The 24815-nt window shown below is 59.9% G+C and carries 24 protein-coding genes and 1 other RNA gene; 14 read left to right on the top strand and 11 right to left on the bottom strand.

Annotated features, from left to right (window positions below):
* Positions 1 to 3: 3 nt before the first annotated feature.
* Positions 4 to 1296: a radical SAM family protein gene (locus Q362_RS0104270; RefSeq protein ID WP_028317676.1), complete on the top strand. Its 1293-nt coding sequence runs from the start codon at positions 4 to 6 to the stop codon at positions 1294 to 1296.
* Here the strand turns inward: Q362_RS0104270 and Q362_RS19060 are convergent.
* Positions 1220 to 2296 carry a tRNA dihydrouridine synthase gene (locus Q362_RS19060; RefSeq protein ID WP_051553633.1) on the bottom strand — a complete coding sequence of 359 codons (1077 nt, stop codon included), beginning with the start codon at positions 2294 to 2296 and terminating at the stop codon, positions 1220 to 1222. The genes Q362_RS0104270 and Q362_RS19060 overlap by 77 nt on opposite strands.
* 129 nt (positions 2297 to 2425) lie before the next feature.
* On the opposite strand from Q362_RS19060, the gene Q362_RS0104260 reads away from it, so the two are divergent.
* Positions 2426 to 2845, top strand: a complete 420-nt coding sequence (locus Q362_RS0104260; RefSeq protein ID WP_028317675.1) for a Fur family transcriptional regulator — start codon at positions 2426 to 2428, stop codon at positions 2843 to 2845.
* A gap of 82 nt (positions 2846 to 2927) precedes the next feature.
* Here the strand turns inward: Q362_RS0104260 and tyrS are convergent, their stop codons facing one another.
* The 6 genes from tyrS to Q362_RS0104235 form a co-directional block, all read right to left on the bottom strand.
* Positions 2928 to 4142, bottom strand: coding sequence for a tyrosine--tRNA ligase (tyrS, locus tag Q362_RS0104255; RefSeq protein WP_028317674.1), 1215 nt, complete (start codon positions 4140 to 4142; stop codon positions 2928 to 2930).
* An 8-nt stretch (positions 4143 to 4150) separates the two neighbouring features.
* The gene (gene rny / locus Q362_RS0104250; protein ID WP_028317673.1) at positions 4151 to 5716 is read right to left on the bottom strand and encodes a ribonuclease Y; all 1566 of its coding nucleotides are present in this window, start codon (positions 5714 to 5716) and stop codon (positions 4151 to 4153) included.
* Positions 5717 to 6170: 454 nt separating this feature from the next.
* Positions 6171 to 6342, bottom strand: a non-coding RNA gene (gene ssrS / locus Q362_RS22710) — 6S RNA.
* A 73-nt stretch (positions 6343 to 6415) separates the two neighbouring features.
* Entirely contained in the window at positions 6416 to 6703 is a 288-nt protein-coding gene (locus Q362_RS0104245) for a cell division protein ZapA (RefSeq protein WP_028317672.1), read from the bottom strand.
* 18 nt (positions 6704 to 6721) lie between these two features.
* Positions 6722 to 7039, bottom strand: coding sequence for a cell division protein ZapB (locus Q362_RS0104240; protein ID WP_028317671.1), 318 nt, complete (start codon positions 7037 to 7039; stop codon positions 6722 to 6724).
* A gap of 172 nt (positions 7040 to 7211) precedes the next feature.
* Positions 7212 to 7697, bottom strand: a complete 486-nt coding sequence (locus Q362_RS0104235; protein ID WP_028317670.1) for an NUDIX hydrolase — start codon at positions 7695 to 7697, stop codon at positions 7212 to 7214.
* A 144-nt stretch (positions 7698 to 7841) separates the two neighbouring features.
* Here Q362_RS0104235 and Q362_RS19055 point away from each other — a divergent pair, with 144 nt between their 5' ends.
* The 5 genes from Q362_RS19055 to Q362_RS22705 all read left to right on the top strand — a co-directional run bounded on the left by Q362_RS19055 (position 7842) and on the right by Q362_RS22705 (position 14758).
* Positions 7842 to 8996 carry a lytic transglycosylase domain-containing protein gene (locus Q362_RS19055; protein ID WP_051553631.1) on the top strand — a complete coding sequence of 385 codons (1155 nt, stop codon included), beginning with the start codon at positions 7842 to 7844 and terminating at the stop codon, positions 8994 to 8996.
* Between the two features lie 415 nt (positions 8997 to 9411).
* On the top strand, positions 9412 to 10260 hold the full coding sequence (locus Q362_RS0104225) for an HDOD domain-containing protein (protein ID WP_028317669.1): 849 nt from the start codon (positions 9412 to 9414) through the stop codon (positions 10258 to 10260).
* A gap of 12 nt (positions 10261 to 10272) precedes the next feature.
* On the top strand, positions 10273 to 12438 hold the full coding sequence (locus tag Q362_RS0104220) for a response regulator (protein ID WP_028317668.1): 2166 nt from the start codon (positions 10273 to 10275) through the stop codon (positions 12436 to 12438).
* 69 nt (positions 12439 to 12507) lie between these two features.
* A complete protein-coding gene (locus tag Q362_RS0104215; protein ID WP_028317667.1) occupies positions 12508 to 14265 on the top strand; it encodes a ParB/RepB/Spo0J family partition protein in 1758 nt (585 codons plus the stop codon).
* Positions 14266 to 14587: 322 nt separating this feature from the next.
* Entirely contained in the window at positions 14588 to 14758 is a 171-nt protein-coding gene (locus Q362_RS22705) for an ankyrin (RefSeq protein WP_084312260.1), read from the top strand.
* Positions 14759 to 14907: 149 nt separating this feature from the next.
* Here Q362_RS22705 and gap read toward each other — a convergent pair whose 3' ends face one another.
* The 4 genes from gap to Q362_RS0104190 all read right to left on the bottom strand — a co-directional run bounded on the left by gap (position 14908) and on the right by Q362_RS0104190 (position 19124).
* The gene (gap, locus tag Q362_RS0104205) at positions 14908 to 15915 is read right to left on the bottom strand and encodes a type I glyceraldehyde-3-phosphate dehydrogenase (protein WP_028317666.1); all 1008 of its coding nucleotides are present in this window, start codon (positions 15913 to 15915) and stop codon (positions 14908 to 14910) included.
* Between the two features lie 25 nt (positions 15916 to 15940).
* Entirely contained in the window at positions 15941 to 16696 is a 756-nt protein-coding gene (locus tag Q362_RS0104200; protein ID WP_028317665.1) for a hypothetical protein, read from the bottom strand.
* Positions 16697 to 16880: 184 nt separating this feature from the next.
* Entirely contained in the window at positions 16881 to 18533 is a 1653-nt protein-coding gene (locus Q362_RS0104195; RefSeq protein ID WP_028317664.1) for a glycogen synthase, read from the bottom strand.
* A gap of 66 nt (positions 18534 to 18599) precedes the next feature.
* A complete protein-coding gene (locus Q362_RS0104190) occupies positions 18600 to 19124 on the bottom strand; it encodes a shikimate kinase (protein WP_028317663.1) in 525 nt (174 codons plus the stop codon).
* A gap of 141 nt (positions 19125 to 19265) precedes the next feature.
* On the opposite strand from Q362_RS0104190, the gene Q362_RS0104185 reads away from it, so the two are divergent.
* From Q362_RS0104185 to Q362_RS0104155, 7 genes are read left to right on the top strand one after another with little or no spacing between them, the layout of a single operon-like run.
* Complete coding sequence (locus Q362_RS0104185; RefSeq protein WP_028317662.1) at positions 19266 to 20210, top strand: DnaJ C-terminal domain-containing protein; 945 nt, start codon at positions 19266 to 19268, stop codon at positions 20208 to 20210.
* 3 nt (positions 20211 to 20213) lie between these two features.
* Positions 20214 to 20519, top strand: coding sequence for a chaperone modulator CbpM (locus tag Q362_RS0104180; protein WP_028317661.1), 306 nt, complete (start codon positions 20214 to 20216; stop codon positions 20517 to 20519).
* 27 nt (positions 20520 to 20546) lie between these two features.
* Positions 20547 to 21899 carry a DNA recombination protein RmuC gene (locus tag Q362_RS19050; RefSeq protein WP_051553629.1) on the top strand — a complete coding sequence of 451 codons (1353 nt, stop codon included), beginning with the start codon at positions 20547 to 20549 and terminating at the stop codon, positions 21897 to 21899.
* Positions 21896 to 22333 carry a glycine zipper domain-containing protein gene (locus tag Q362_RS0104170; protein ID WP_028317660.1) on the top strand — a complete coding sequence of 146 codons (438 nt, stop codon included), beginning with the start codon at positions 21896 to 21898 and terminating at the stop codon, positions 22331 to 22333. Before Q362_RS19050 ends, Q362_RS0104170 begins: the two co-directional genes overlap by 4 nt.
* A 21-nt stretch (positions 22334 to 22354) precedes the next feature.
* Positions 22355 to 22756, top strand: a complete 402-nt coding sequence (locus Q362_RS0104165; RefSeq protein ID WP_051553627.1) for a secondary thiamine-phosphate synthase enzyme YjbQ — start codon at positions 22355 to 22357, stop codon at positions 22754 to 22756.
* Between the two features lie 21 nt (positions 22757 to 22777).
* Positions 22778 to 22993: a hypothetical protein gene (locus Q362_RS0104160; protein WP_245590153.1), complete on the top strand. Its 216-nt coding sequence runs from the start codon at positions 22778 to 22780 to the stop codon at positions 22991 to 22993.
* A 35-nt stretch (positions 22994 to 23028) separates the two neighbouring features.
* Positions 23029 to 24801, top strand: a complete 1773-nt coding sequence (locus tag Q362_RS0104155) for a UbiD family decarboxylase (protein WP_028317657.1) — start codon at positions 23029 to 23031, stop codon at positions 24799 to 24801.
* Positions 24802 to 24815: the final 14 nt, after the last annotated feature.

Raw genomic sequence — 24815 nt, 5'->3', positions numbered from 1 at the left:
GTCATGACGGGTGCTCGCCCCACATCCGTTCCTGCCCTGCTTTTTGCCACCAGCACGGGGGAAATCCTTGACTACGCCGGCCTGTCCATGGCCGGAAGCGCCGCCGGCCGGATCCGCGCACCTGAGCCGGAAGACCTGATCGAACTGCCGCCGGGCAGCGAACTGTTCGCCCTGCCGGGCCGCCTGCCCATCGGCATTGAGCCGGAAAGCGGCGATGCGGCCCTCCTCGACACCAATCCGTATCAGCCCGGCGAGCCCATCCAGGCTGTGGCCGCTTTCATGGCCCCCGCCCACACCGCCATCCTTTCGGCGGCCTACCAGACCGATGGTGCCAATGCACCGCTTCTGCCGCTTTTTGCCTATACGGCGGTCGGCTGGGCCGACGGCACCTTCTGGGTGGCCGGCTTCCGTAGCGATGCCGATCGCCGCCAGGATGCCGATCAATTCAATCAACGCCTCCTCAACCGGCGTACGCGCGCGCACCTCCACCGACACAGGAACAATCGACTGATCCAGCATCTCGGCACATGCTGTCTCACCTACGGCTGCCCCGCCGCCCGCAACTATTTCCTCGGGCGCTGGGAAGCGCCCCTGCCCTGTTCCCCCATCTGCAACGCCGCCTGTGCCGGCTGCATATCCCTGCAACCCTCGGGATGCTGCCCCTCGACCCAGGATCGCATCACCTTTGTGCCCACGGAAAAGGAGATCGCCGAGGTCGCGGTCCCCCATCTTAAGACCGCTCCCCGGCCCGTGGTCAGCTTCGGTCAGGGCTGCGAGGGAGAGCCGTTGCTGCAGGCCGGGCTGATTGAAAAAAGCATCCGGCTCATCCGCTCCCGTACCGACCGGGGCACCATCAACCTCAACACCAACGGCAGCCTGCCCGACGCGGTTGAACGACTCGCCCGCGCCGGTCTGGATTCAATCCGCATCTCCCTGAACAGCGCCCAGGCCGAACGCCACCGGCTCTACTATCGTCCCAAAGGGTTCACCCTGGCGGATGTATGCCGATCGATGGCGGTCATGAAACGGTATGGCCGCCATGTCTCCCTCAACTATTTCATCCTGCCCGGCTGCACCGACGACCCGGACGAATTCGCCGCGCTGTCGGCGCTGATTACCGAATATCGACCCGATTTCATTCAGTTGCGCAATTTGAACATGGACCCGGAATACTACCTGCGGGTGATCGGACACCGGGCTGATACGCCACCCCTGGGGATCAGGAATTGGCTGGGACAGTTGAAGGAAAAATTTCCGGAGTTGGGGTTCGGGTACTACAACCCGCCTCTGCGGTAAAGGTGGAGGGCGCGGTCGGCCCCGCGCCATGCGCTGGGTCGTTGGCCGCGAAAAAGGAGGAGGCATGACGGTACGCCTCGTCGATGGAAGCACTCGCCTGCACCTTGGCCGCCAGATGATGGCCAAAAAAATAGTTCGTGGCAAAATAGTGGGTGAATTCCTTGAGTCGCCCCAACCGCCGTTCAGGTTGAAAGCGCTCGATCAACGCCTCCACAAACTCCCTGTACAGCCGCGGCAATCCGGTATCGGGTTCAGGAATCTCCGCCATCCCGTAGACCTCACGGGCAATGGTGGCGAAAATCCACGGCGTCCGGGCCGCCGCCCTACCGATCATCAAGCCGTCGGCCCCACTTTCCGCCAGACAGTTTCGGGCACTGGCCGCCGAATCGATGGAGCCGTTGACGATCACCGGAATCTCCACCCATTGCTTCACCTTTGCCACCCACGCCCACCGCGGTGGCCGGGCAAAGGGTTCGGTCCGCAGCCGGGCGTGCACTGTCAGCATATCGATGCCCTCGCCGGCGAGCATCCGGCAGAAATCGCAGAGCCTGGCCTCATCCAGGGTTTCGCCGAGCCGTATTTTGGCCGAGAGCGGCAGTGTGGTCTGTTTTCGTGCGGCAGCGACGATCCGCCGGACCCGCACGGGATCGTCCATCAGGCTGCTGCCACCGCCGGCCCTGCGAACCTGCGGCGCCGGGCAGCCGAGGTTGAGATCGACGACATTCGCCCGCAGTCGGTGCAGCGCCTCGAAAATCCGGGGGATGTTCTTGTCGTCCGTCAAAAGGAGTTGGTAGGAGAGAGGAAATTCCTGCGGTGTCCGCACGAGATAGGGGGAATGTTCGGGCCGTTCCACCGGCAAGCGCGCCGCCGCCAGCATTTCCGTACTGAGCAGGCCGATCCCGCCATAGTGCAGAATCGTTGTCCGCAGGGCCGAGTGGGTCAAACCCGCCATGGGGGCCAGCAGGAGCGGAGGCCATATATCAATGGTTCCTATGCGCATCTGCCGTTGTTCTCCTTCCTGGTCTCGGTGCCCAATGCCAACTTCTGGCTTGACACGCAAATGACGAACATGGTAGTTTTTGAGAATTATTATTTATCAATCCCCTCATTTTCACTGATAGAGCACAGCATGAATGCGCCAGCACCCACGTTCCGGCTGACAACGCAACGACAGATCATCCTCGAGGAATTGTCGAAGGTAAAAACCCATCCGACCGCCAGCGAACTGTACGACATGGTCCGAAAACGATTACCCCGCATAGGACTGGGCACGGTCTATCGCAATCTGGAACTGATGGCCGAGCACGGCATGATCCTCAAGATCGAAGTCGGGGGCACCCAGAAGCGCTTCGATGCCACCACCGACAGCCATTACCACATTCGTTGCTCGATCTGCGGCAAAGTGGACGATATCGATGTGCCGGTCATCCATGAACTGGTGGCCCAGGCAGCCGCCTCGTCTTCGTATCTCATCCTCGGCCACCACGTGGAATTCACCGGTATCTGCCGCAATTGCCAGAAGCGGCCGGCTTCCCAGGCAGCCCATTAGTCGATCCCCGCCCCTCCCCCCAAAAAAACGAACGGCTCGCTGCGCGGAAAACCGCTCGTGGTGTCTTTCCGACCAAGCTGTCTCAGGAAAAAACAACCCGGCAGAAGCGGCGCTTGCCGACCTTGAGAAGCACCGTTCCCGTAGCCGGGACAAGGGCGTTGCCGTCTTCCACCTTCGCGCCATCCACCGCCACCGCGTGCTGCTGGATCATACGCCGGCCATCGGAGGTCGATTTCACCAGGCCGGCATCCAAAAGGAGCTTGGGCAGCCAGATCTCGGTTTCCGTCGGCGAAAGGCGCACCTCCTCGATCTCGTCGGGCGTTTCGTGCCGGGCGAACACCTGCTCAAAGGTCCGCTCTGCCTCCTCGGCCGCGGCCGGGCTGTGAAACCGGGCCACCATCTCTTTGGCCAGTTGCACCTTGACCGCCTTGGGGTGAAGCTGGCCGGCGGCGATCTTTTCCCGCAGGACCGTGATCTCCGCCATGGGCAGGTCGCTGAGCAGTTCGTAATAGCGGAACATCAACTCGTCGCTGACCGACATGATCTTGCCGAAAATGCTGTCCGGCGGCTCGGAGATGCCGATATAGTTGCCGAGCGACTTGCTCATCTTGTTGACCCCGTCCAGCCCTTCGAGCAAGGGCATGGTGAGCACCACCTGCGGCTCCTGTCCCCGGCTGCGCTGGAGGTCGCGGCCCATCAGCAGATTGAACAGCTGATCGGTGCCCCCCAGTTCGACATCGGCTTTCATGGCCACGGAGTCGTAGCCCTGGATCAGGGGGTAGAGGAATTCGTGGATCGAGATCGGCCGGTTCGACTCGAACCGCTTCTTGAAATCGTCCCGTTCCAGCATGCGTGCCACGGTCAGCTCCGAGGCGAGGCGGATCATGTCGTAGGAGGTCAGCTTGCCCAGCCAGGTCGAGTTGAACACCACCGTGGTTTTGTCCGGGTCAAGGATCTTGAACACCTGCTCCTTGTAGGTGTCGGCATTGCGCTTGACATCCTCGGGGGTCAGCGGCGGCCGGGTATCGGACTTGCCGGTGGGATCGCCAATCAGGCCGGTGAAGTCGCCGATGAGAAAGTGGACGTTGTGCCCGAGCACCTGGAAATGACGCAGCTTCTGGATGAGCACCGTATGGCCGAGGTGCAGATCGGGGGCAGTGGGATCGAACCCGGCCTTGATGGTCAAGGGCACGCCGGTTTCCAGCGACCGGGCGAGTTTCTTGACGAGATCCTCCTTGGAATGGAAATCCACTGCGCCCCGTTCGATCAGGGCAACCTGTTCTTCGACCGACTTCATCACACCCCCTACTTGGCGTATTCCACTGCTCTGGTTTCGCGGATGACCGTGACCCGGATCTGGCCCGGATAGGTCAGTTGCTCTTCAATGGCCTTGGCGATGTCGCGGCTGAGCAAGGTGGTTTCCTCGTCGCGCACCTTCTGGCTGTCCACGATGATGCGCAGGTCGCGACCGGCCTGGATGGCGTAGGACTTCTCGACGCCATTGAAGCCATTGGCGATATTTTCGAGATCTTCCAACCGCTTGACATAGCTTTGCAGCATCTCCTTGCGCGCCCCCGGCCGGGCTCCGGACAGGGCGTCCGCCGACTGCACCAGCACGTCGAGCACGCTCTTGGGCGGCTGATCCTCGTGATGGGCGCCGATGGCATAAACAATATCCTCGGCCTCGCCGTACTTGCGGGCGAGATCCCGGCCGATGATGGCGTGCGATCCCTCCACCTCATGATCCACCGCCTTGCCGATATCGTGCAGCAGGCCGGCGCGCTTAGCCTTCTTCACATCCAATCCGAGCTCGGCGGCCATCACCCCGCAAAGGAAGGCCACTTCCAGCGAATGCTGCAAGATGTTCTGGCCGTAGCTGGTCCGGTATTTCAACCTGCCGATCAGATTGATCAACTCCACGTGCATGCCGTGGGCGCCCACGTCGAAGGTGGCGCGCTCACCCGATTCGCGGATGCCGATCTCCAACTCCTCGGTCACCTTCTGCACGACTTCCTCGATTCGGGCCGGATGGATCCGGCCGTCGGAGATGAGCTGCTCCAGGGCCAGCCGGGCGACCTCGCGCCGGATGGGGTTGAATCCGGAGAGAATGACCGCCTCAGGCGTGTCGTCGATGATGATGTCCACGCCGGTCGCGGCCTCGATCGCCCTGATATTCCGTCCTTCCCGACCAATAATCCGCCCTTTCATCTCCTCATTGGGCAGGGGCACCATGGACACGGTCTTGTCGGCCACATAATCGCCGGCATAGCGGGCGATGGCCAGGGCCAGGATATTCTTGCCCTTGCGGTCCGCCTCCATCTTCATCTCGTTTTCGATCCGGGACAAGCGCTTGGCGCAGTCCATCCGTGCCTCGCTTTCGATGGACTGCATGAGTTGGACCTTCGCCTCCTCGCGATCGATACCGGCAATCTGCTCCAGTTTGTATCGCTGTTCGTCGACCAGCTCATCCAGGGTCTTTTTCTTGTCGGCGACCTCGACTTCGTTTGCCTCCAGATTCTCTTCCCGGTATTTCAGACTCGCCTGTTTTTCCTCGAGGATCTGGAATTCCCTTTGGATCTCGTCGAACTTGCGGTTCAGGCGGCGCTGGTCTTCCTTGATCTCCAGACGGTTTGCCTTCAACTCGCGGTCGGCTTCCTGCTTGATCAAAAAAGCCTCTTCCTTGGCCTGGAGTAGCGCCTCTTTCTTGATCTGCTCAGCTTCGCTGATAGAATTTTCAATGATTTGACGCCCTTGCAGGGCTATATTACGCTGATTGCCTTCCACCAGTTTTTTCCGGAGGAAAACACCCATGGCCAGTCCGGCCACCAAATTGACCAACGCCAAAAACAGCGTTATTGCATCAAGTTCCATAAACAAACCATCCACCCCCTCTATATGAAAAAGGATCTATCGTGCTCCACGACGACCCGACGCACACCCTATGCTGCCAGACGAACAAGGAAAGAATTGACCGCGCTGACCATGGCGGTCCAGGCGATATCGAACGGAAACGCTGACCGGTTTCAGCGATGAGAAGAGACCAAGCTTCTCAGGACAGGCTCAGGTGCTGCCGTAGTCTTCAGAACGGCGGCAGCACAGAGAGAGGCCCGGTGGCATTGCGCACCAAACACGACTCTCGCCAACAGCCTGGATGGAGGATTACACATTATGGTAAACCTGATCGCATCAGAGTTGTCTTTTTGTCTTTTCTATCGCAGACCGACCTGACCCGTTCGCGTCCGCGCCAACCATCCTCTTTCCGTCTCGAGCATGGCATCTATATATATAACTTCTGCACCATAAGCGGCTTGCTCCGCCGGTGACAAAGGCCCCCGCGCTGCCGTGTCAACGAAATGATTAAACCTAATTGAATTAGGTGGGCACTGCCCTCGCTGAGAGCTGGAACGCTTCATTGCGTTCCATAGCTCAGCGGTGAGGCTACCCTTTCTATGCGAGTTGGCTCAATACTTCGTTGATCACCAACAGAGCAGGGGTACTGTTTTCCTTCTGTCCTCTCCCTGGGCACTATAATGCAACTCTCTCTCCAGCTAAACGAGAATCTACAAAAAGTCAGTCCAAACCTGAAGCGACCTTGTCGATCAGGCGGACAAGGACAGTCGCCTGCGTCTGGCGGTACGCATCGAACTCCCGATGCAACTGGATATATTTTGCCGCCATGCGCAGACAGCCCAAGACCAGCATCTTGCTGGAGGGCACCGAACTGCGGCTGAATGTATCGCCACTCTCCAACTCTTCACGCAACAGCGCGATGACGGAATCCACTTCCTCCTCGGACGCATTACTGTAGAAGGTGAATTCCTGCCCGAACAACTGAAAGCGGACTAACCGATCCTGCATCGGAGGCCCGGGTCACGCTCAGTTGTTCTTGTCTTCCGAGGCACTGCCGAACAGCGAGCCCTGAACACTCCCATAGGCTCCGTCCTTTTCCGCCGAAAACGTCTCTTGTTCCGTTTCCCACTGTTCGATGCGGTCGAGCAACCCTGCAACCCGGTTACCCACCTCGGTCCGTTCGGTGGTCAGATTGTAGACGTTGTTTTTCAATTCCGCACATTCGGCGTCACGCTCGCTCAGCTTCTCCCGCAGGGCATGAAATTCCGCCTTCAGCTGATTGTATTTATTCAACAGTTTATCAACAAACTCCTCCAGGCGAACCAATTCCGCGTTGTTTTCCATGACACATCCTTTCATATTTTTCAGTTGCCGAAAAGGTCACCAAAACATAACCTTTCGAAATTATAACAGAACTCGAACGATGCTAACTATACAAATCGAGCCGACCGAACGCAAGGACTTTGCTGGAAGCCGAGCGGGCTGGGCACGTTTTTCCGCAAGAATCGTGCGGGGTTCATACCCGGACGTATTCCCAGGCAACGGGACGTCCGTCCTGATAGGGCATGTATCCATGAAAGGGCCGGGGATCCGTGTCGAACACCAGGGGCAGAAAATAACGATCCCCTTCCCACATCGGCAGGGAGTCGAGCATGGCGATGGGGTGCCAGGCGAGATCCCCCTCTTCATTTCGTGTTCTCGGTACACCGGTGAAGGCGGTGATCAAAAAAACAAAACCGAGCCAATTCTCTCCCTCGGGGCCGAACCCGGTCCAGTTGATCGTTCCCCGTAACTGCACCCGCGAGCACTCAAGGCCGGACTCTTCCAGGATCTCCCGCCGGAGGCAGGTCATCACATCCTCGTCCGGCCGCATCTTTCCTCCGAGGCCGTTATATTTGCCGAGATGCTGGTCAGATTTTCTGGCATTGCGATGCACCAGCAGGGTCTGCAGGCCATCGGCGGAGACGATATAGCCCAGGGTTCCGATAATGGGCATGTACATAAGGCAAACCTCGATCGATACGCTGTGTTGATATGACCTGTCTCCCGGCTGCAACTTCTGTCGCCGGACAGGATACATCGTGCTATAGTACCAGAGCGTTCGTCGGCATGCACTTCTCCTCTTGTCTACCAGCCCCTAAACAACATGGTCGTCCGCCAAGCACACCGTTCCCCTCGTCTTGCTCTTGTCTCCCTTGTTCTTGCCCTCTGCTGCTCGCTGCTGACCCTCCCGGCTCTCTCTCCGGCCCAGGCCGCCGAAACCTTTCCCCTGTATCCCTGTCTCCGGGCAAATGTCCGATTCTGGGAGAATGTCTACAGCCGTTATTCCACCCGGCAGGGTATCCTGCACGATACGGAGAACCTCGGCCGGGTCTACGCGGTCGTCGACCTTGTCGATTGGGAAACCACGGATGCTGCCAGGATCAACGGCGAACGGATCAAGGCGGCAAAAGAACGGATCACCGCCATCCTGACCCGGCTCGGCTCCGGCGAACCTCCCCGCACGACGGAAGAACGCCGCATCGCCGGGTTGTTCCCGCCACGGCGACACACCGTCTACCATGAAGCCCGGGAGAACGTCCGCCTGCAACTGGGTCAAAGCGACCGCTTTTACGAAGGAGTGATCCGCTCCGGCAAATATCTGACTCAATTCAAACGGATTTTTATCTCCCAGGGGCTCCCCCCGGAACTGGTCTATCTTCCCCATGTCGAATCCTCGTTCAATCCCAAGGCATACAGCAAGGCCGGGGCTGCCGGTCTCTGGCAGTTCACCCGCTCCACCGGAAAGGACTATCTGACCATCAACGACCTGGTCGACGAACGCTACGATCCCTATATCGCCACCCAGGCCGCCGCTCGGTTGCTGAAGGGCAACTACGAACAACTCCAGACCTGGCCGCTCGCCCTCACCGCCTATAATCACGGCCGCACGGGCATGCTCCGAGCCGTGAGGGAAATGGGCAGTTATGAAAATATCTTCCTCTCCTACAACCAGGGATCCTTCAAGTTCGCCTCGCGAAATTTTTACTCGGAATTTCTCGCCGCCATACGGGTGGCAACGCGCATGGGCAGCAGTCCCCGCTTTCCCTTCGAACGACCGGAAGCAACGTTGACCGTGCGCCTTGCGCGAGATATGCCCGTGAGTCGATTGCGCTCAATGTATCGCGTTTCCGCCGCACAGCTCGCCCGTCTCAATCCGGCGCTCATGCCGCCCGTCCTCAAAGGCGAGCAGGCTGTCCCGCAAGGATATCAGGTGCGGCTTCCGGCGACATCTCAGGCAAAAATCCGACGCAGCCGTTGAATTACCCTGCCAGCCAGTCCCAGTAGCTGCAACCGAGTTGCGACACTCATCGATATCGCCTGAAAAATTCTGCCGTCTCGACAAGGAACCCGAAAAATTCCTCCGCAGCGCCAACCGGTGCCGGAGGATCCCAGACGCAGTCGCGTCGGGTCAACAGAGCCAAGGGCAGGGAGCGCTCTCGAAAAGACCGGAGGGCTCCCGCAAGAATATCTTGAATGGACGGGCAGCCATGCCATAATACGTACAATCCGATACGATCGTTTTCCTCAAGGTGCGTTGACTCTTTTCCGGTAGCCGGTGCGGCCTACCTGCACATCACCCGGGGATGGACCCGTACCGCTTGATCGAAGCGGAGGCAAGACGATACGGTGCCCGCATTCATCTGCCCGGGACCAGCCAAACCAAGGACAGCTCCATGACACCAGCCGAGACGCTTATCGAAAAATTCAAAAAAATCAGGACGCTTCCGCATATCATCACCAGACTGGTCCAACTGGTCAACGACGAGGACGCGACCCTGCAGGATTTCGAAGAGGTGATCCGGCTCGATCCCGCCCTGGTCGCCCGCCTGCTGACCCTGGTGAACAGTTCCTACTTCGGCCTGACCCGAAAGGTCGATTCCATCTCCCGGGCGGTGGCCCTGCTGGGCATGAAGAACCTGCACAACATCGCGGTCACCGACGCCGTCCAGAACATGCTTCGCAGTCCCTCCGGCACCATCGAGTTCTCCCCGCAACGTCTCTGGTTGCACAGCGCCGCCTCGGGCATCTGCTGCAAAATGATCGCCGAGCGCATTTTCACGCTCAACGGCGATGACGCCTACCTATGCGGCATCCTTCATGACATCGGCCTGATCGTCGCCATGGAGGCCGATCAGGAAACATTTCTCCGACTCATCGAGCAACTGACGCCCGACTGTCCCTCCAGCGTGGCCCTGGAACAGCAGCTGTTCCAGACAGATCACTGTGAAATAGGGTATATTTTGGCCAAGGAATGGCGCATGTCCGATTCGATAGCCGAAGCCATCCGCGACCACCACCAAGTCGATGACAGCGACATTGCCCCCCATTCGCCCACCGGCATCCTCCAGATGAGCGAATATATCATCCAACAACTCCATTATCCCGCCATCAAGGATGGCTTGGCGTCGAGTCTCGCCCCCTCGCTGGCCGCCCATATTCAGAAAAATGTGGAAGAATACAAAGTCCTTGCGGAAGACCTTCCCGAAGAACTCCAAAAAACGAACAATATGTACGGTAACTGAGGCAATCTTCCCATGACGCTCCCTCCTCTCTTTGCCGATCTTGTCGACCCGGTTGGAGAACTGACCGCTCTGCGGGCCCACCTGGAACAGGAAACCGACGAACTCCTGTTTTTTTGCCTCAGCCGCTCCGGTCCCCATGTTGCTTCGGAAGGGTTTCCCCTGGAGGCCGGCCATGCGACGCGACTCATCGAGGACAACGAACGGCACTCCTCGGAACTGACCTTCGTCGCGCATGGCAGGCGTTATTTTCTGTTCACTGTCCCTGATCTCCAGGTATCCATTCTCGCCACGCCAGTCTACGCCGACCAGCGCGAAGACACCTCTCATTGGGTGGCGACCATCATCCGCTTGGCCGTCCGCCTCTTTCTCGCCCACCGGGAAACGACCGAAACGGTCAACCGGTTGCGTATCCAGAAAAAACAGTTTGACCGGAAATCAGCGGTCCTGGAAAAAAAATTCCAGGACATCATGGCAGAAAACGAACAGAATTACCAAAAGATACAAGAGCAACAACGCACCTACTCCAACACCCTGCAAGCGGAAATCAAAAAACAGACCGCCGAGTTGCGAACAGCGAAAAAGGCGGCCGAGGCGGCCAATATCGCCAAGAGCGAATTCCTGGCCTCCATGAGCCACGAAATCCGCACGCCGATGAACGGCATCATCGGGTTTACCGACATGCTCCTGGATACCGGCCTCGACAACGAACAGGAGGAATTTGCCCAGACCATCAAACGCAGTTCCGACGCCCTGCTTTCGCTGATCAACGACATTCTCGATTTTTCCAAGGTCGAGGCGGGAAAACTCGACCTGGAGTGCATCAATTTCGATCCCGAGATCACCGCTCAGGACGTTTGCGATCTGATCCGCCCCAAGGTGGCCTCCCGCCCGATCGAGGTCCTCTGCCGGATTGACGACGCCCTGCCGGCCACCGTCATGGGCGATCCTGGCCGCTACCGCCAGGTATTGGTCAATCTCATGGGAAATGCGGCAAAATTTACCAAACAGGGCGAACTGGAACTGGCGATCATGGTTGCCACGGAAACCGAGACGGCCATCACCCTGCACGCCACCATCCGCGATACCGGCATCGGCATACCCGAAGACAAACTGGAATCAATCTTCGAGGCATTTCGACAGGCCGACGGTTCCACCACCCGCGAGTATGGCGGCACAGGGCTGGGGCTTTCCATCTGCCGTAAAATCGCCGGGCTCATGAGCGGGCACGTCTGGGCCGAAAGCCCCTCCGGCAGGGGCAGCATCTTTCATTTCACGGCTACGCTGGGCAAGGCACCGCACCAGCAGAAAAAGACCTTCCACAAGGTCAGCCTGGCAGGCAAACGGGTGTTGATCGTCGACGACAATCGCACCAACCTCAGCATTCTCGAACACGTCCTTCAGGCCGCCCAACTGGAGGTCACAGCCATCGACGACAGCGGCGCCGTGCCGCCGATCCTGCGACAGGCCATTGACGAACAGCGCCTCTTCGATCTCATCATCCTCGACATCCAGATGCCGGCGCCGGACGGCTACTCCCTGGCGCAACTGATCCGCAGCCAACTCCCCGAAACAGCCGCCGTGCCTCTGCTGGCCTACACCTCGACCACCGACCGAAATGCCCAGCGCTGCAAGGATGCCGGCTTCGATGCCTTTCTGACCAAACCCGCCCGTCGGGAGATCCTTTTCAAAACCATCGAAAAACTGCTGGGGACCGATATGCCGGGTGACACCAGCCCGGCAGCGGCGAAGGACGCCTTCATCACCCAATACAGCGTCCGCGAGGAAATGAAACAATCGGTCCGGATTCTCCTTGCCGAAGACAACCCGGTCAATCAAAAACTGGCCGTGCTCATGCTCACCAAGGCAGGATACAAGGTCGAGGTCGTCGATAACGGCTGCAAGGCGGTTGCGACCTTTACGGGCGATCCGGAAGCGTTCGACCTCATCCTCATGGATATCCAGATGCCCGAGATGGATGGTTTGGCCGCAACCAGGGAACTCCGCGCCAGGGGCTTCGCCGCCATCCCGGTGATCGCCATGACGGCCAACGCCATGAAGGGCGACCGTGAGATCTGTCTCGAAGCGGGCATGAACGACTACCTCACCAAGCCGATCAAACGGGAAATGATTTTCGGGATCATCGAGCGATGGCTGCATCGCGACTTGGGAGGAGGATGACGCCGATGGAACGCGGCGTCCCGCCTTTGCCGACACCAGCCGCCCACCATGAATCCATACGAAACAACCATGAGACATCCTGCATCCCAGACCATCCATCGCATACTCGGCAGCACGAATCTCCTGCTTGTTGTCGCCGACGGGTACAACGCCTCCTCCGGCGACCAACCGGGGCATTTTCTGGCCGACATGGCGCTGGTCCTGGCCGCGCAGCTTTCTTCCTATGCCGTGGTGAACACCAAGTATAAACGGAAAATCATGGATCTGAGCGATGTCAGCGCCATCCGGACACGCCCCAAGGTCAAAGACGCCTTCCTCGTACCGATCAAGCAATTCAAAGACGAAATCAAAAGCAACGGCCTGCCGCCGTTGCTCCTTGTCTTTCAATGCCTTGCCGGCGACCCAGCCTGCGAGGAAATGCTGCTGTTCGGCTATGGGCAGGGCGAACGGTCCTCGACCGCAATGCCGCATCGTCCGACCATCGCCCCTTCCCTGCTGTCCAGGATTCGGGTCGCGGTCGAGGACCAGCATTTCAGCACGGCTCTGGCACCGGTCGATTCTCCCTACTGCGGCAGGGAAACGCACCACCTCAACCAACTCTTCAAGCAAAAAAATTTGGCTGCGGACTGGTACGACCCGGAAGTCCGCTCCATCCTCATCTCCATCCGTCCCGACCTTGTCAGCCAACAGGAGACCGCCATCTCCATCGGACGGATGCTGGCGCCGGCCTTTGCCCAGTTCGGCGAGGCCATGTCTTTTGTGCGGAATGTCGACATCAGTAACATCGACGTCTCCAGCTCCGCCGACTTGCAGTACATTTTCCGGCTGGCTGGCGACAATCGCTATACCGACCTGCTCCGGGAATCGTACATAGAGGAGCTGGCGGGATCGATCGATCGAAACGGCTTGCTCCATCCCCTGGTCCTGTTGAAAAAAGAGGACGGCCGCTACAAGATCCTCTGCGGTTTCCGAAGATTCCAGGCCCTGAAGCGAATCAACCGCACCATGGTGGAAGCCAAGGTGTATCAGGAGACCGACTTTTCACCCGAGGATTTTTTCAACATCTCGCTGGCGGAGAACACGAAGCGAAGAAATCTGAACCCGATCGAAATCGGTCATTTTCTCGAGTCGGCCAGTTCCTCTCTCGGACTGAGCAATGCGGAACTCGCCGAACAGTTTGGCGACACCCTCGGGATCGGCAAACCGGGGCAGAAAGTTTCCCATTCCACCATTCATAAATACAGGAAGGTTAACCAGATCCGGCTGCGTGGCGAATCTCCGGAAATCATCTCCGATGTCGTCAACGAAAAACTCCAGTTCTCCATCGCGGCCGAAGTGCTCGCGCCGATAAAAAACGACAAAGACCGGGATGCCCTCTACCTGCACATCATCAAACCCCTTGCCCCGACAAGGCCCCAACTCATGCAGCTCCTCGTCCAGTTAGGGCAGATGGCCCCTCAATTGAGCGAGGCGATCGACCTGAAAAGCGTTCAGGGGGCATTGATCAAGGCGATCAAGTCCCCGCAACCAGCCGCAACACTCCTCAAACTTCTACGGAAGGATTCCCTTTCTTCTGAAACCGACCAATCCACCGCCTTTGCGAATCGGGTCGACGGTCTCAGGAAACGCTTCTTCGGGGAACGGGCCGGGAAAAAAGACTTCAATATTGTGGCATCAGCCGAGGCACGCCAAAATGAGGTCACCGTTCATTTCCGCATTCGCAGGGGAGAAACCCTTGACACGCTCAAGCGGCTGTGCCAGGCGCTGGAACAAAACGATCCGTTTTCCTGGTCACCGGAAGAGCAGACAAACAAGACAAGGGAATAGCAGGCATCTCTCAATTTTCGCATGCGAAAACCAAGAAGCCATTCCATCTCTCCCCGGTGTTGCCACACAAATTGCCGGTGCAGTCGATGAGGCCGACGCAATCCGATCGCATCCCGCGAAATTCGGTATTCCCCACGTGCGCAGCCCCTATGACAGGCATGGTTGCTGGCGACAGTGGAACGCGACCGACCGGAATGCATCGACCGAATCATCTCCGCCAACAATGCGGCACCCCTCGTACGGAAGCCCATTGATTTTTCCGGATCGTGCCTTATGATTCCAATACATTCTTTCCGATTCCTATTATCAGATGGAGGTCATTATGGCTGACGAAACCAAAAAAACTGCATGTCCGACCTGTATGGGAAAGAAAGTCATCGAAGGTGTCTGCGAGACCAGCGGTGAGTGGAGGGGGAAGACCGAGGACGGCCAGGTCTGCACCCCCGATCAGACATGCCCGACCTGCAAGGGGAAGGGATACGTGGAAGTCTGACAGGAGCGTTTCCCGGCTGCGGAGGGGAGACTCTCCGCGCCACACATCCTGCTCGATAGAACCGGTTCAAGAACGCGAAAGGGCCTTTCGGAAAACATGCTCCCCGAAAGGCCCTTTCCTTTTGGTCAGTTCGTTACGCCGACTCCGCGTTATACGGCTTTATTGGCCTCCATGTGCAGGACCAGGTCGAGCATGCGGTTGGAGTAACCCCACTCGTTATCGTACCAACTCATGATCTTCACCGTGGTGCCCAACACCTTTGTGCAAAGCCCATCGACAATGGAAGAATGGGGATCTCCCTGAAAATCGATCGAAACCAAGGGCTCTTCCGTATAACCGAGGTAGCGATTGGCAGCGGCCGCCAATGCCTTGTTGACCTCTGAAACCGTTGTTTCCCGCTCGACCTCGATCACCACGTCCACCAGTGACACATCCGGGGTGGGGACACGGACCGCCAGACCATCGAACTTGTTTTTCAACTCCGGGATAACCAGGGCAACGGCGGCAGCGGCGCCGGTTTTGGTCGGCACCATCGACATGGCCGCAGCGCGCGCCCGACGCAAATCGGAATGGGGAAAGTCGAGCAGTCGCTGGTCGCCGGTATAGGAGTGTACCGTGGTCATGAGCCCCCGTTTTATGCCGAAGTTATCCAAGATGACCTGCGCCACCGGCGCAAGGCAGTTGGTGGTGCAGGAGGCGTTCGAGACCACATGGTGCGCGGTGGGGTCGTACTCGTCCTCATTGACGCCCATCACGATCGTTTTGACATCGCCCTTGGCCGGCGCCGAAATGAGGACCTTGGCTGCCCCTCCACCGTCGATATGCGCCTTGGCCGATTCCATGTCACGGAACAATCCCGTACACTCGAGCACATATTCGGCCCCGAAGCTCGCCCAGGGAATTTCCTCGGGTTTTCGGTGACTGGTTATGGGTATCGTCCTGCCGTCGACGACGATACCGTTTTCTCCGGCCGTCACCTGCTGATCAAAGCGCCCCATGATGGAGTCGTATTTGACCAAATGGGCAATGGTCTTGACATCGGTGAGATCATTGATCCCGACAATCTCAATGTCGGCAAACAAGGGATCTTTGCTCAATGCCCTAAAAATATTCCTGCCTATCCTGCCGAAACCGTTGATTCCCACTCGTATCGTCATGGTTTTTCACTCCTTCCTTCTGCAATTACGGATGATGGATCTGTTTTCTTTTCCCTGCGACTTCCCGATCCGGCCCGAGCATGGCATTGAGTTGCGCCACCCGGACCACGGCCGCGTGGCAATGCCGGTCACATGCCAAGGCCCGTTCGTACAGCTTCAGCGCCTGCTGGTGCCATTGACCCCGGAAAAAACTCTCGCCCGCCAGACAGAAACCGGCGGCAGCGCCATCCGCACAGATGCCGGCGAACAATTCCTCCAACGACTCGCCCCACAATTCGGTGGCAGCCTGTTCTTCCTCCACCAGCAACCGGACCACCAGCCTGTTGTCGATCAGGGCGGGCAGCATCAGTCGCAGCAGGTAACTGGCCTGACCGAAAAGAATGCCCACCCGGTCCAATTGCCGGACGACATCGTCGGCTATATGGCCGAGCAGCATCCGGACATCTTCGAGAGGCACGTTGGCACGTGCCTGCTGTCGGGCCATTCCGATCTGCTCCACCAGGGTGTCGACGGTTGTGGTTCGTGTGCCGTACGTATGCAGCAGATAGAGATTTTCCTTGAGTTTCATGCATTCGTGGAACAGCGAGCCGATCAGCCAATCGAACAACACCCCATGAATGGACTGCCCCGGCACGACATGCGGCCATATCCGATGGCACAAATCTTTTAGCTGCCACAACGGACCGTTGCTGCTTTCCGTCCCCACCATGGCGTCGCAGTGGCGGAGCAAGTCGGCCAGCACGGTTTTCGCGGCGTCTCCGGAGGGGTCCTTCCCGGGCATGGTCTCTCCGGGCGCAGCCTGTTGCACCAACGCACCATGGTATTGACTGTAAATGTCCTGGAACCAAGTGGCAAGGTGCAGAATTCCGCAGACCGCCTGACGGATGAAATAGTCCCTGCGGCCACTGAACCAATCGCCTCTGCCAGTCACCGTCCCGCCATGGTTTTCCCGCCAACCCACCGCTTCATTGCTCCCCGGCCATCGCCATTGCCCGTCGATACAGATGCAAATAAGCCTCCATCACCTTTTCCCAGGTATGCAACCGCCAAATCCGCTCGACTGCCGCCATTTGTATGGTCCGCAACACATGCGGATGATCCCGGTACAATCGCAACGCCTCCGCCAGCGCCCCGGCCAGCCCGGCCGGCGTGTTCTCACTGTAGGAAAAGCCGGTCTCGCCATCGACCACCTTGACCAACCCGCCCACCCGATGGACAATGGGCAGGTTGCCGAACAGTTGGGCGATATAGTCGGTCAGGCCGCAGGGTTCATAACGCGACGGGATGACGAAAAAATCGCCGGCGGCATAGACCTTGTTGGCCAGCATCGCGTCGTACCCCTTGAGAAAGCAGGCCCTGCCCTGGCCGGCGTCGGATACAGCCAACTGTTGCAGTTCCTGCTCGAACTCCGCTGTCCCGGAACCGAGAAAAAGAACCTGCAGGGATGGCTCATGCGGCAACAGCTGGCGGAGCGCCCGGATCAGGATATCCACCCCTTTCTGGGTGGTCAGTCGGCCGATGAAGGTTGCCAGCGGCCTCTCCTCATCCAGGGCCAGCGCCCCATATTGCCGCACCTGCTCCCAAGGGCCGCATGCGGCGATGGCCGCCAGGAGAGAACGTTTACACTCCTTCTTGCCGGCGCAGTCACCCCGGCCGACATCATACCCCGCCGCCAGGCCCAGGGCATCGGGCGCGCTCGGATCGAAGGCGGCCGGATCGATACCGTTGGTGACGCCCGCAAGGGTGACACCCCGTTCCAGGAGCGCGTGCCCCAGCCAGCCGGTGCGGCCGTCCTCCGCCGTCTGCTGCAACTCCCGGCCGTACTGCTCGCTGACCGTATTGAGGATCGCATAATCGGCGGCCGCGATGAAGGGGTCGAAATTCTCGCCCAACCGTCCCCGCATGATCACCCGCTGAGGCAGCCCGGTGACCGCCCGGGCAAAGGCGAGGTCGCCGACCTCCTGATGGTATCCCTGACCGGCATTGTGAACGGTGACTAAGGCCCCTGACCGGCGGAAGAAATGGCGGTAGCCGCAGACCTCGCGCATGATCGCCGGCAAGGTCGCGGCATGGCCATCATGACAATGAACGACGTCGGCCGGCTCGTTTAAGAGGAGCATCAAATCGAGGGCGGTCTTCTGCAGCAGGACGTTCATGGCGAAATAATCGAAATGGCCCCCGCCCTTGCGCTGCCAGGCGACCTCCTGCTCATCCTCCTCGGTATAGGTGTAGACGTCCCGCTTGGCGGCGAACCGGTCCGCCTCCACAAGAAAAACCGTGACCCCACTGATGGCCGCCTGCCAGATGGCCACCGTTTCCCGCCGCTCCTCGGCGGTGTAATTCATATCCACGTCGAAGGTGTGCGCATAGCGGCGGCCGCCGATGCGACCGCTTGGTCCGTCGAGGTCGGCGAGGGCAAACCCCAGCCTGACCGGATCCATGAAGCCGTAGCGCGGCAGGATCACCCGCACCATGCACCCGCTGCGCGCGGCCAGGGTTTCCGCCAGCTGACGGCACACGTCCTTGACGCCCCCGGCACCGGCCAGTTTGTCATATTCTCGGGTTACCATCCAGACCGAGCGCACCCGGTCCCGATCGGTCCCTGTCTCGATTTCCACGTTCACGGTTTCCCTGATATATTGGGCAAAAGCGTTGCGAGGGGCATCGCCCTTCGCATTTCCGAGTCACTTGCACAGTGCCTGCACGATGTCCTCGGCCAGTTGCGCCGGCGTCTTGTTCGCGGTGACAAGCCGCACATCGGAGCCGGCCGCATACAGGGGCCGGCGCCGCTCAAGCAGTTGCTCGATCTCGTCCGCAACCGCCTGCCCGGTGAGGGAAGGCCGTTGGTGGCCGGAATCGGGATCGTCCTGCAGCCGTTGCCGAATGGTGGCGGCATCGGCGTCGAGCCAGACCACCAGAGCGCCCCGCCTCAACTCGCGCCACTCCTGCAGATGTTCGATCGCACCGCCGCCGGTGGCCAGAACGGTATGCCGCATCGCGGCCAGTTCCCGCAGCAGTTGGCGCTCGGCTTCCCGGAAGAACGGCCAGCCGCTGCGGGCGACGATTTCGGCAATAGGCGCGCCCAGGCGCTGGCGGAGCAGATCGTCGGTATCGAGAAAAGCCCACTGCAAGCGGGCGGCGGTGAGACGGCCCACCGACGTCTTGCCCGTGGCGCGAAAACCGGTCAGAATCAGATTGTGTGCGTGCATGGTGTTTTCCGCCTAGCATAAAAGAAAGGGGACCGGCTGTTCAAGGAGAAAGCGGCCGGCACATTTTTTTCTTTTCTTTTTAACAAGCTATCCTTACTGTTCCACAACGGAATATGAACGAAGAGCACTTCGGCGACCGATATGGAATACAAGGACTACTATAAAATCCTGGGCGTGGCCCGCGACGCCACCCAGGACCAGATCAAGCAGGCCTACCGCAAGGTGGCGCGCAAATATCATCCCGATGTCAGCAAGGAAGCCAATGCCGAGGCAAAATTCAAGGATATCGGCGAGGCTTACGAAGTACTGAAAGACCCGGAAAAACGGGCGGCATACGACAAATTCGGCGCCAACTGGCAGGAGGGGCAGCATTTCGAGCCGCCGCCCAACTGGGATGCCGGCTTCGAGTTCCGGGGCACAGGCTACACCGGGGCCGACGCCAGCGGGTTCAGCGACTTTTTCGAGTCCCTGTTCGGGCATGGCCAGACAGGGCGGCAGCGCACGCACGTCTTCCGGATGAAGGGCGAGGACCAGCATGCCAAGATCGTGATCCCCCTGGCAGATGCCTATCGGGGCGCCCGCCAGACCATCACCCTGACCCGGCCGGTGATCGATGGCGACGGCAGGGTCAGCACCAGTCCCCATACCCTGCACGTGGTCATCCCCAAAGGCATCATCGAGGGCCAGCGGATCCGCCTCGAGGGCCAGGGGCTGCCCGGCCACGGCGGCGGCCCGGCCGGCGACCTCTACCTTGAAATCGTCTTTCAGGAAGACCCGGTGTTTCACGCCGAGAAACGCGACATCCACCTGACCTTACCGGTCACGCCCTGGGAGGCGACCCTGGGCGCGACCCTCACCGTGCCGACCCTGGGCGGCCATGTACAGGTGAAAATTCCACCGAACTCGCAGGGCGGGAAAAAACTTCGCCTCAAGGGCAAGGGCCTGTGCTCCGCCAGTCATCAGGGCGACCAGATCGTGACCCTGCAGATTGTCCTTCCCGAGCCACGAACCGAGGAACAGCGCCGGCTCTACCGGACCATGGCGGAACAGATGCCGTTCAACCCCCGTTCCGGACTGGAGAGATAGCAAATGATCGAACAACGAATCTATATCCAAGGCATGGTCCTGAACGAGGAAATGCGCTGCTCTCTGGCCGACCTCTGCTCGCTGTGCGGGGTCAACGCCGAACTCATCCATGACATGATCGAAGAGGGAATCATCACTCCGGAAGGACCATCCATGCGGGAATGGTGTTTCACCTCGGTGGCAGTCAAGCGGGTCCAGGTCGCCATGCGGTTGCAGCGCGATCTCCGGGTCAACCTGCCCGGCTGCGCCCTGGCGCTGGATCTGCTCGACGAATTGGAGGAGTTGCGCCGCCTCTCCCGCCGCCGCTAACCGGCAAACGATTTCCTGCCGCCACCTGTGATTTTACTCAGCGATCTCTTCAGCCAGCCGCAACTCGGCCCTTTTCTGCTGGGCTGCGGTGCCGGCGCCCTGGTTCTTGCCCTCGTCTTCCTGCTCATCCAGCATCGCCTGCAACGGCGCTACTGGGCGCTTTCCCTGCGCCTGGAACGTGTGCAGGAACAGGCCCGCGCCCATGGCGACGAGGTGGAACGGCTGCGTGACGAACGCAATCAGCTCGCCTGGGAGTGCCGCACCACCGAAAACGAGAACGCCTCGTTGCGGACCTCCTGTACCGCGCAAGAACAGCAGATCCGGGAGCGGAACGCCCTTTTGGCCGAAACCCGCAGGCAGATCGAACAGGATTTCAATTTGCTGGCCGGGAAAATCATCGCCGAAAAGGGGGAGCAGCTCACCAGCCAGCATGCCTCGGCCCTGACCCTGCTGCTGCGGCCGTTCCACGAACAGTTGGCCGAGTTCAAGAAAAAGGTGGAAGAGGTGTACGACCACGAGGCCCGCGACCGGGTCTCGATGATCAAGGAGATCGAGCACCTCAAGCAGCTCAACCGGCAGCTCAGCTCCGATGCGGCCAACCTGGCCGAGGCCCTCCGCGGCAGCAACAAGCTCCAGGGACAGTGGGGCGAAATGGTGCTGGCCCGCCTGCTCGAAGCCTCGGGGCTGCGCAACGGCACCGAGTTTGCCCTGCAGGTCAGCTTGAAGGCGGAAGACGGCGCGACACTGCAACCGGACGCCCTTGTCTATCTTCCCGAAAACAGGGTCGTGATCATTGACGCCAAGGTCTCGCTCAAGGCCTTTGCCGAAGCGCACAATGCGCGGGACGACGCCTGCCGGCTCCAGCAAACCAGGGCGCACCTCGACTCGGTCAAACGACAGATCAACCTGCTGGCAAGCAAGCAGTATCAGCATCTGACCGGGGTAGGCTCCCTCGACTTCGTCCTGCTGTTCATCCCGATCGAAGGGGCCTTCCTGCTGGCGGTCAACGAGGAACCGGAGCTGCTGGTCAGCGCCATGCAGCGAAAGGTCATCCTGACCTGCCCCTCGACCCTGCTGGCCATCCTCCGCACCGTGCATCATCTCTGGCGCATGGACGAGCAGAACCGCAACAGTTTAGCCATTGCCAAACAAGCGGGGAATCTTTATGATAAATTCGTCGGTTTTACCGAGGCCTTCGAGGAGATCGGCCTGCGTCTCAACCAGACCCAGCAGGCCTGGCACACGGCCCGCAACCGGCTGAGTGCCGGCCAGGGCAATCTGATCGCCCGGACCGAAGCCCTGAAAGCTTTGGGGGTGCAGGCGAGCAAACACCTGCCCGATACCCTGAACGTTCCCTCTGCCGGAGGAAAAACGCCATGAAACATGCAAGCCTCATCGCCCTGCTCTTCCTGCTGTTCCTGCCCTCCTGCGCCACCAGGGGGCAGACCGGTGCGGTCGGCGGTGCCGCCGCCGGCGCCCTCATCGGCCAGGCCATCGGCCATAACACCGGCGCCACCCTGATCGGCGCGGCGGTGGGCGGCATGCTGGGCTACATCGTCGGCAACGAGATGGACAAGTACGACCGCGAACAGCTCAACCACACCTACGAACGGGGTATTTCCAACCAGCGCTCGGCCTGGGTCAACCCCGATAGCGGCAATCAGTACGCGGTCACGCCGCAACCCGCCTACCAGAATCCCAGCACCCATCAGGTCTGCCGCCGCGCGGAAATCGAGGCGATCATCGACGGCAAGCCGCAGCGCACCTACAGCACGGCCTGCCGCGACCAATACGGTTCCTGGCAGTTGCAGTGATCGGGCCACAACGGGACAGCCATGCCCAGGGGTGAACTGTCGATTGCAACCAGCAGGCGGCTGGAAATGATCGACCTGACCGACCGGCTGCAGCAGGTGGTGGCAGCCGGCGGCGTCGATGACGGCGTTCTGTACGTGTACAACCCCCACACCACGGCCGGGCTGATCATCAACGAGGGGGCCGATCCAGACGTGCAGCGCGATATTCTCGGCGCCTTGAGCCGGATCGTTCCCACCGATTACCCCTATCGCCATAGCGAAGGCAACTCGCCCGCCCATCTCATGACCGCCGTGACCGGCTCCTCGGCCACGGTGTTCCTGCACCAAAAACACCTGCAGCTCGGCACCTGGCAGCGCATTTTCTTCTGCGAATTCGACGGCCCCCGCGACCGGCGGATCTGGTGGAAAATACTCGCAGGATAATCGCCATTTTTGGAGATGCCCATGTTTTTCGGACTCAATCGCGCCACGGACGAGCAATCCCTGATCGACTTTCTCCGCCAGTTCAGCGACGACCGCCTCACCAGCGAACTTGTGCCTCGCATGAGCGAGGATGAAATCCATCAGGTGGTTGACCTGCTCACCCAGATCATGCGCAACCATCTGAGCAGCGACGAATACCATCGCCTCTTTCTCGGCGAAGAGCATCACCACCACTGATCGGCTCGCACCTCCGCCACCGCAACAATTCTTCCATGCACACCTTGACCAATCTGCGCCAGTTTCTCGAGTTGTTGCGCGCCAACGACCAGTTGCTCACCATCGACACCCCGGTCGATCCTTATCTGGAAATCGCCGAAATCCACCGGCGGGTCATCGCCAGGGGAGGCCCGGCCCTCCTGTTCACCCAGGTCAAAAGCTCGAAGTTTCCAGTGGTCACCAACCTGTTCGGCACGCCGCTGCGGCTGGAGTTGGCCTTTGGACGCCGTCCGCTTGACTTTGTCCAGGGGCTGGTTCACCTGGCAGAGCACTCGCTGCCGCCCTCCCCGGCCACCCTGTGGCAGGCCCGCGGTCTGCTGACGCAAGGGCTGCGGGTCGGCCTCAAGCGGGTCAGGAGCGGCCCCATCCTGGAATGCCGCCAACAGCCGGCACGGTTGACCGAATTGCCAATGCTCACCTCCTGGCACTCGGACGGCGGTCCCTTTGTCACCCTGCCCCTGGTCTACACCGAGCACCCGGACGGACTTGGGCATAATCTGGGCATGTACCGCATCCAGCGGTACGACGACACCACCACCGGCATCCACTGGCAGATCCACAAGGGCGGCGGCTTCCATTATTTCGCCGCCGAACAGAGGAATCAGGCCCTGCCCCTGACCCTATACATCGGCGGGCCGCCGGCGCTGATGCTGGCCGCCATCGCGCCGTTGCCCGAGAATATTCCGGAACTCGTGCTTGCCTCACTGTTGCAGGGAGAAAAACTGCGTATGGTGACAGACCCCGAAGGCGGGCACCCCTTGGTCGCCGAGGCGGAATTCGCCATCAAGGGCCAGGTTCCCCCTCATGTCCGCCGGCCGGAAGGTCCGTTCGGCGACCATTACGGCTATAACTCCCTGCAGCACGACTATCCGGTCTTCCAGACCACCCGCCTCTACCACCGCAGGGATGCCATCTATCCGGCCACCGTGGTCGGCCGGCCCAGGCAGGAGGATTTTTTCATCGGCGATTTCCTCCAGGACCTGCTCTCGCCCCTCTTTCCCCTGGTGATGAAAGGCGTCCTCCAGCTGAAAACCTTCGGCGAGACCGGCTTCCACTGCCTGGCCGCCGCCCGGGTGGCCGACCGCTATCCTCGCGAGGCCTTTGCCGCTGGACTGCGCATCCTCGGCGAGGGGCAGCTTTCGCTGACCAAGTTTTTGCTGGTGACCGACGGTAGCATCGATGTGGCCCATTTTCCCCGGCTGTGGCAGCATATCCTGGAACGGATCCAGTGGGACCGCGATCTTTTTGTCTTTGCCAACGTCTCCCAGGACACCCTCGACTACACCGGCCCGTCGGTGAACAAGGGTTCCAAGGCCATGATGCTCGGCTTGGGACAGGCGAAGTGCAGGGAATTGCCCCAGGAATTTTCAGGATCGCTCCCGGAGCAATGCAACCACCCCGCGGTCTATCTGCCCGGCACCCTGGTCGTCCAGGGGGTGCCGTATGAGACCGCCCCTGATCTGGCGGCGGAACTGACCCTCTTTCCCGGCGTGGCCGCCTGGCCGGTCATCCTGCTGGTCGATTCCACCGAGGCGGCAACCTGCTCCCTACAGGAGTTTCTCTGGACCTTCTTCACCCGTTTCGAGCCGGCTGCCGATATCCACGGCCGGGAGCAGACCGTGCACCGCTTTCATGTGGGGTTGCACCCGCCCATTGTGTTCGATTGCCGCATGAAGCCCTGGTACACCGAGGTGCTGGAGGTCGATCCGGCCACCAAGCGGCTGGTGAACGAGAAGATCGCCGCCATGCTCCCGGAACAGTACCGTTGATCGCCCCGGCTGCA

The organism is Desulfobulbus elongatus DSM 2908 (assembly GCF_000621145.1).
Lineage (GTDB): Bacteria > Desulfobacterota > Desulfobulbia > Desulfobulbales > Desulfobulbaceae > Desulfobulbus > Desulfobulbus elongatus.
The sequence above is the reverse complement of the archived record's forward strand: the minus strand, read 5'-3'. Positions and strand labels throughout refer to the sequence as shown.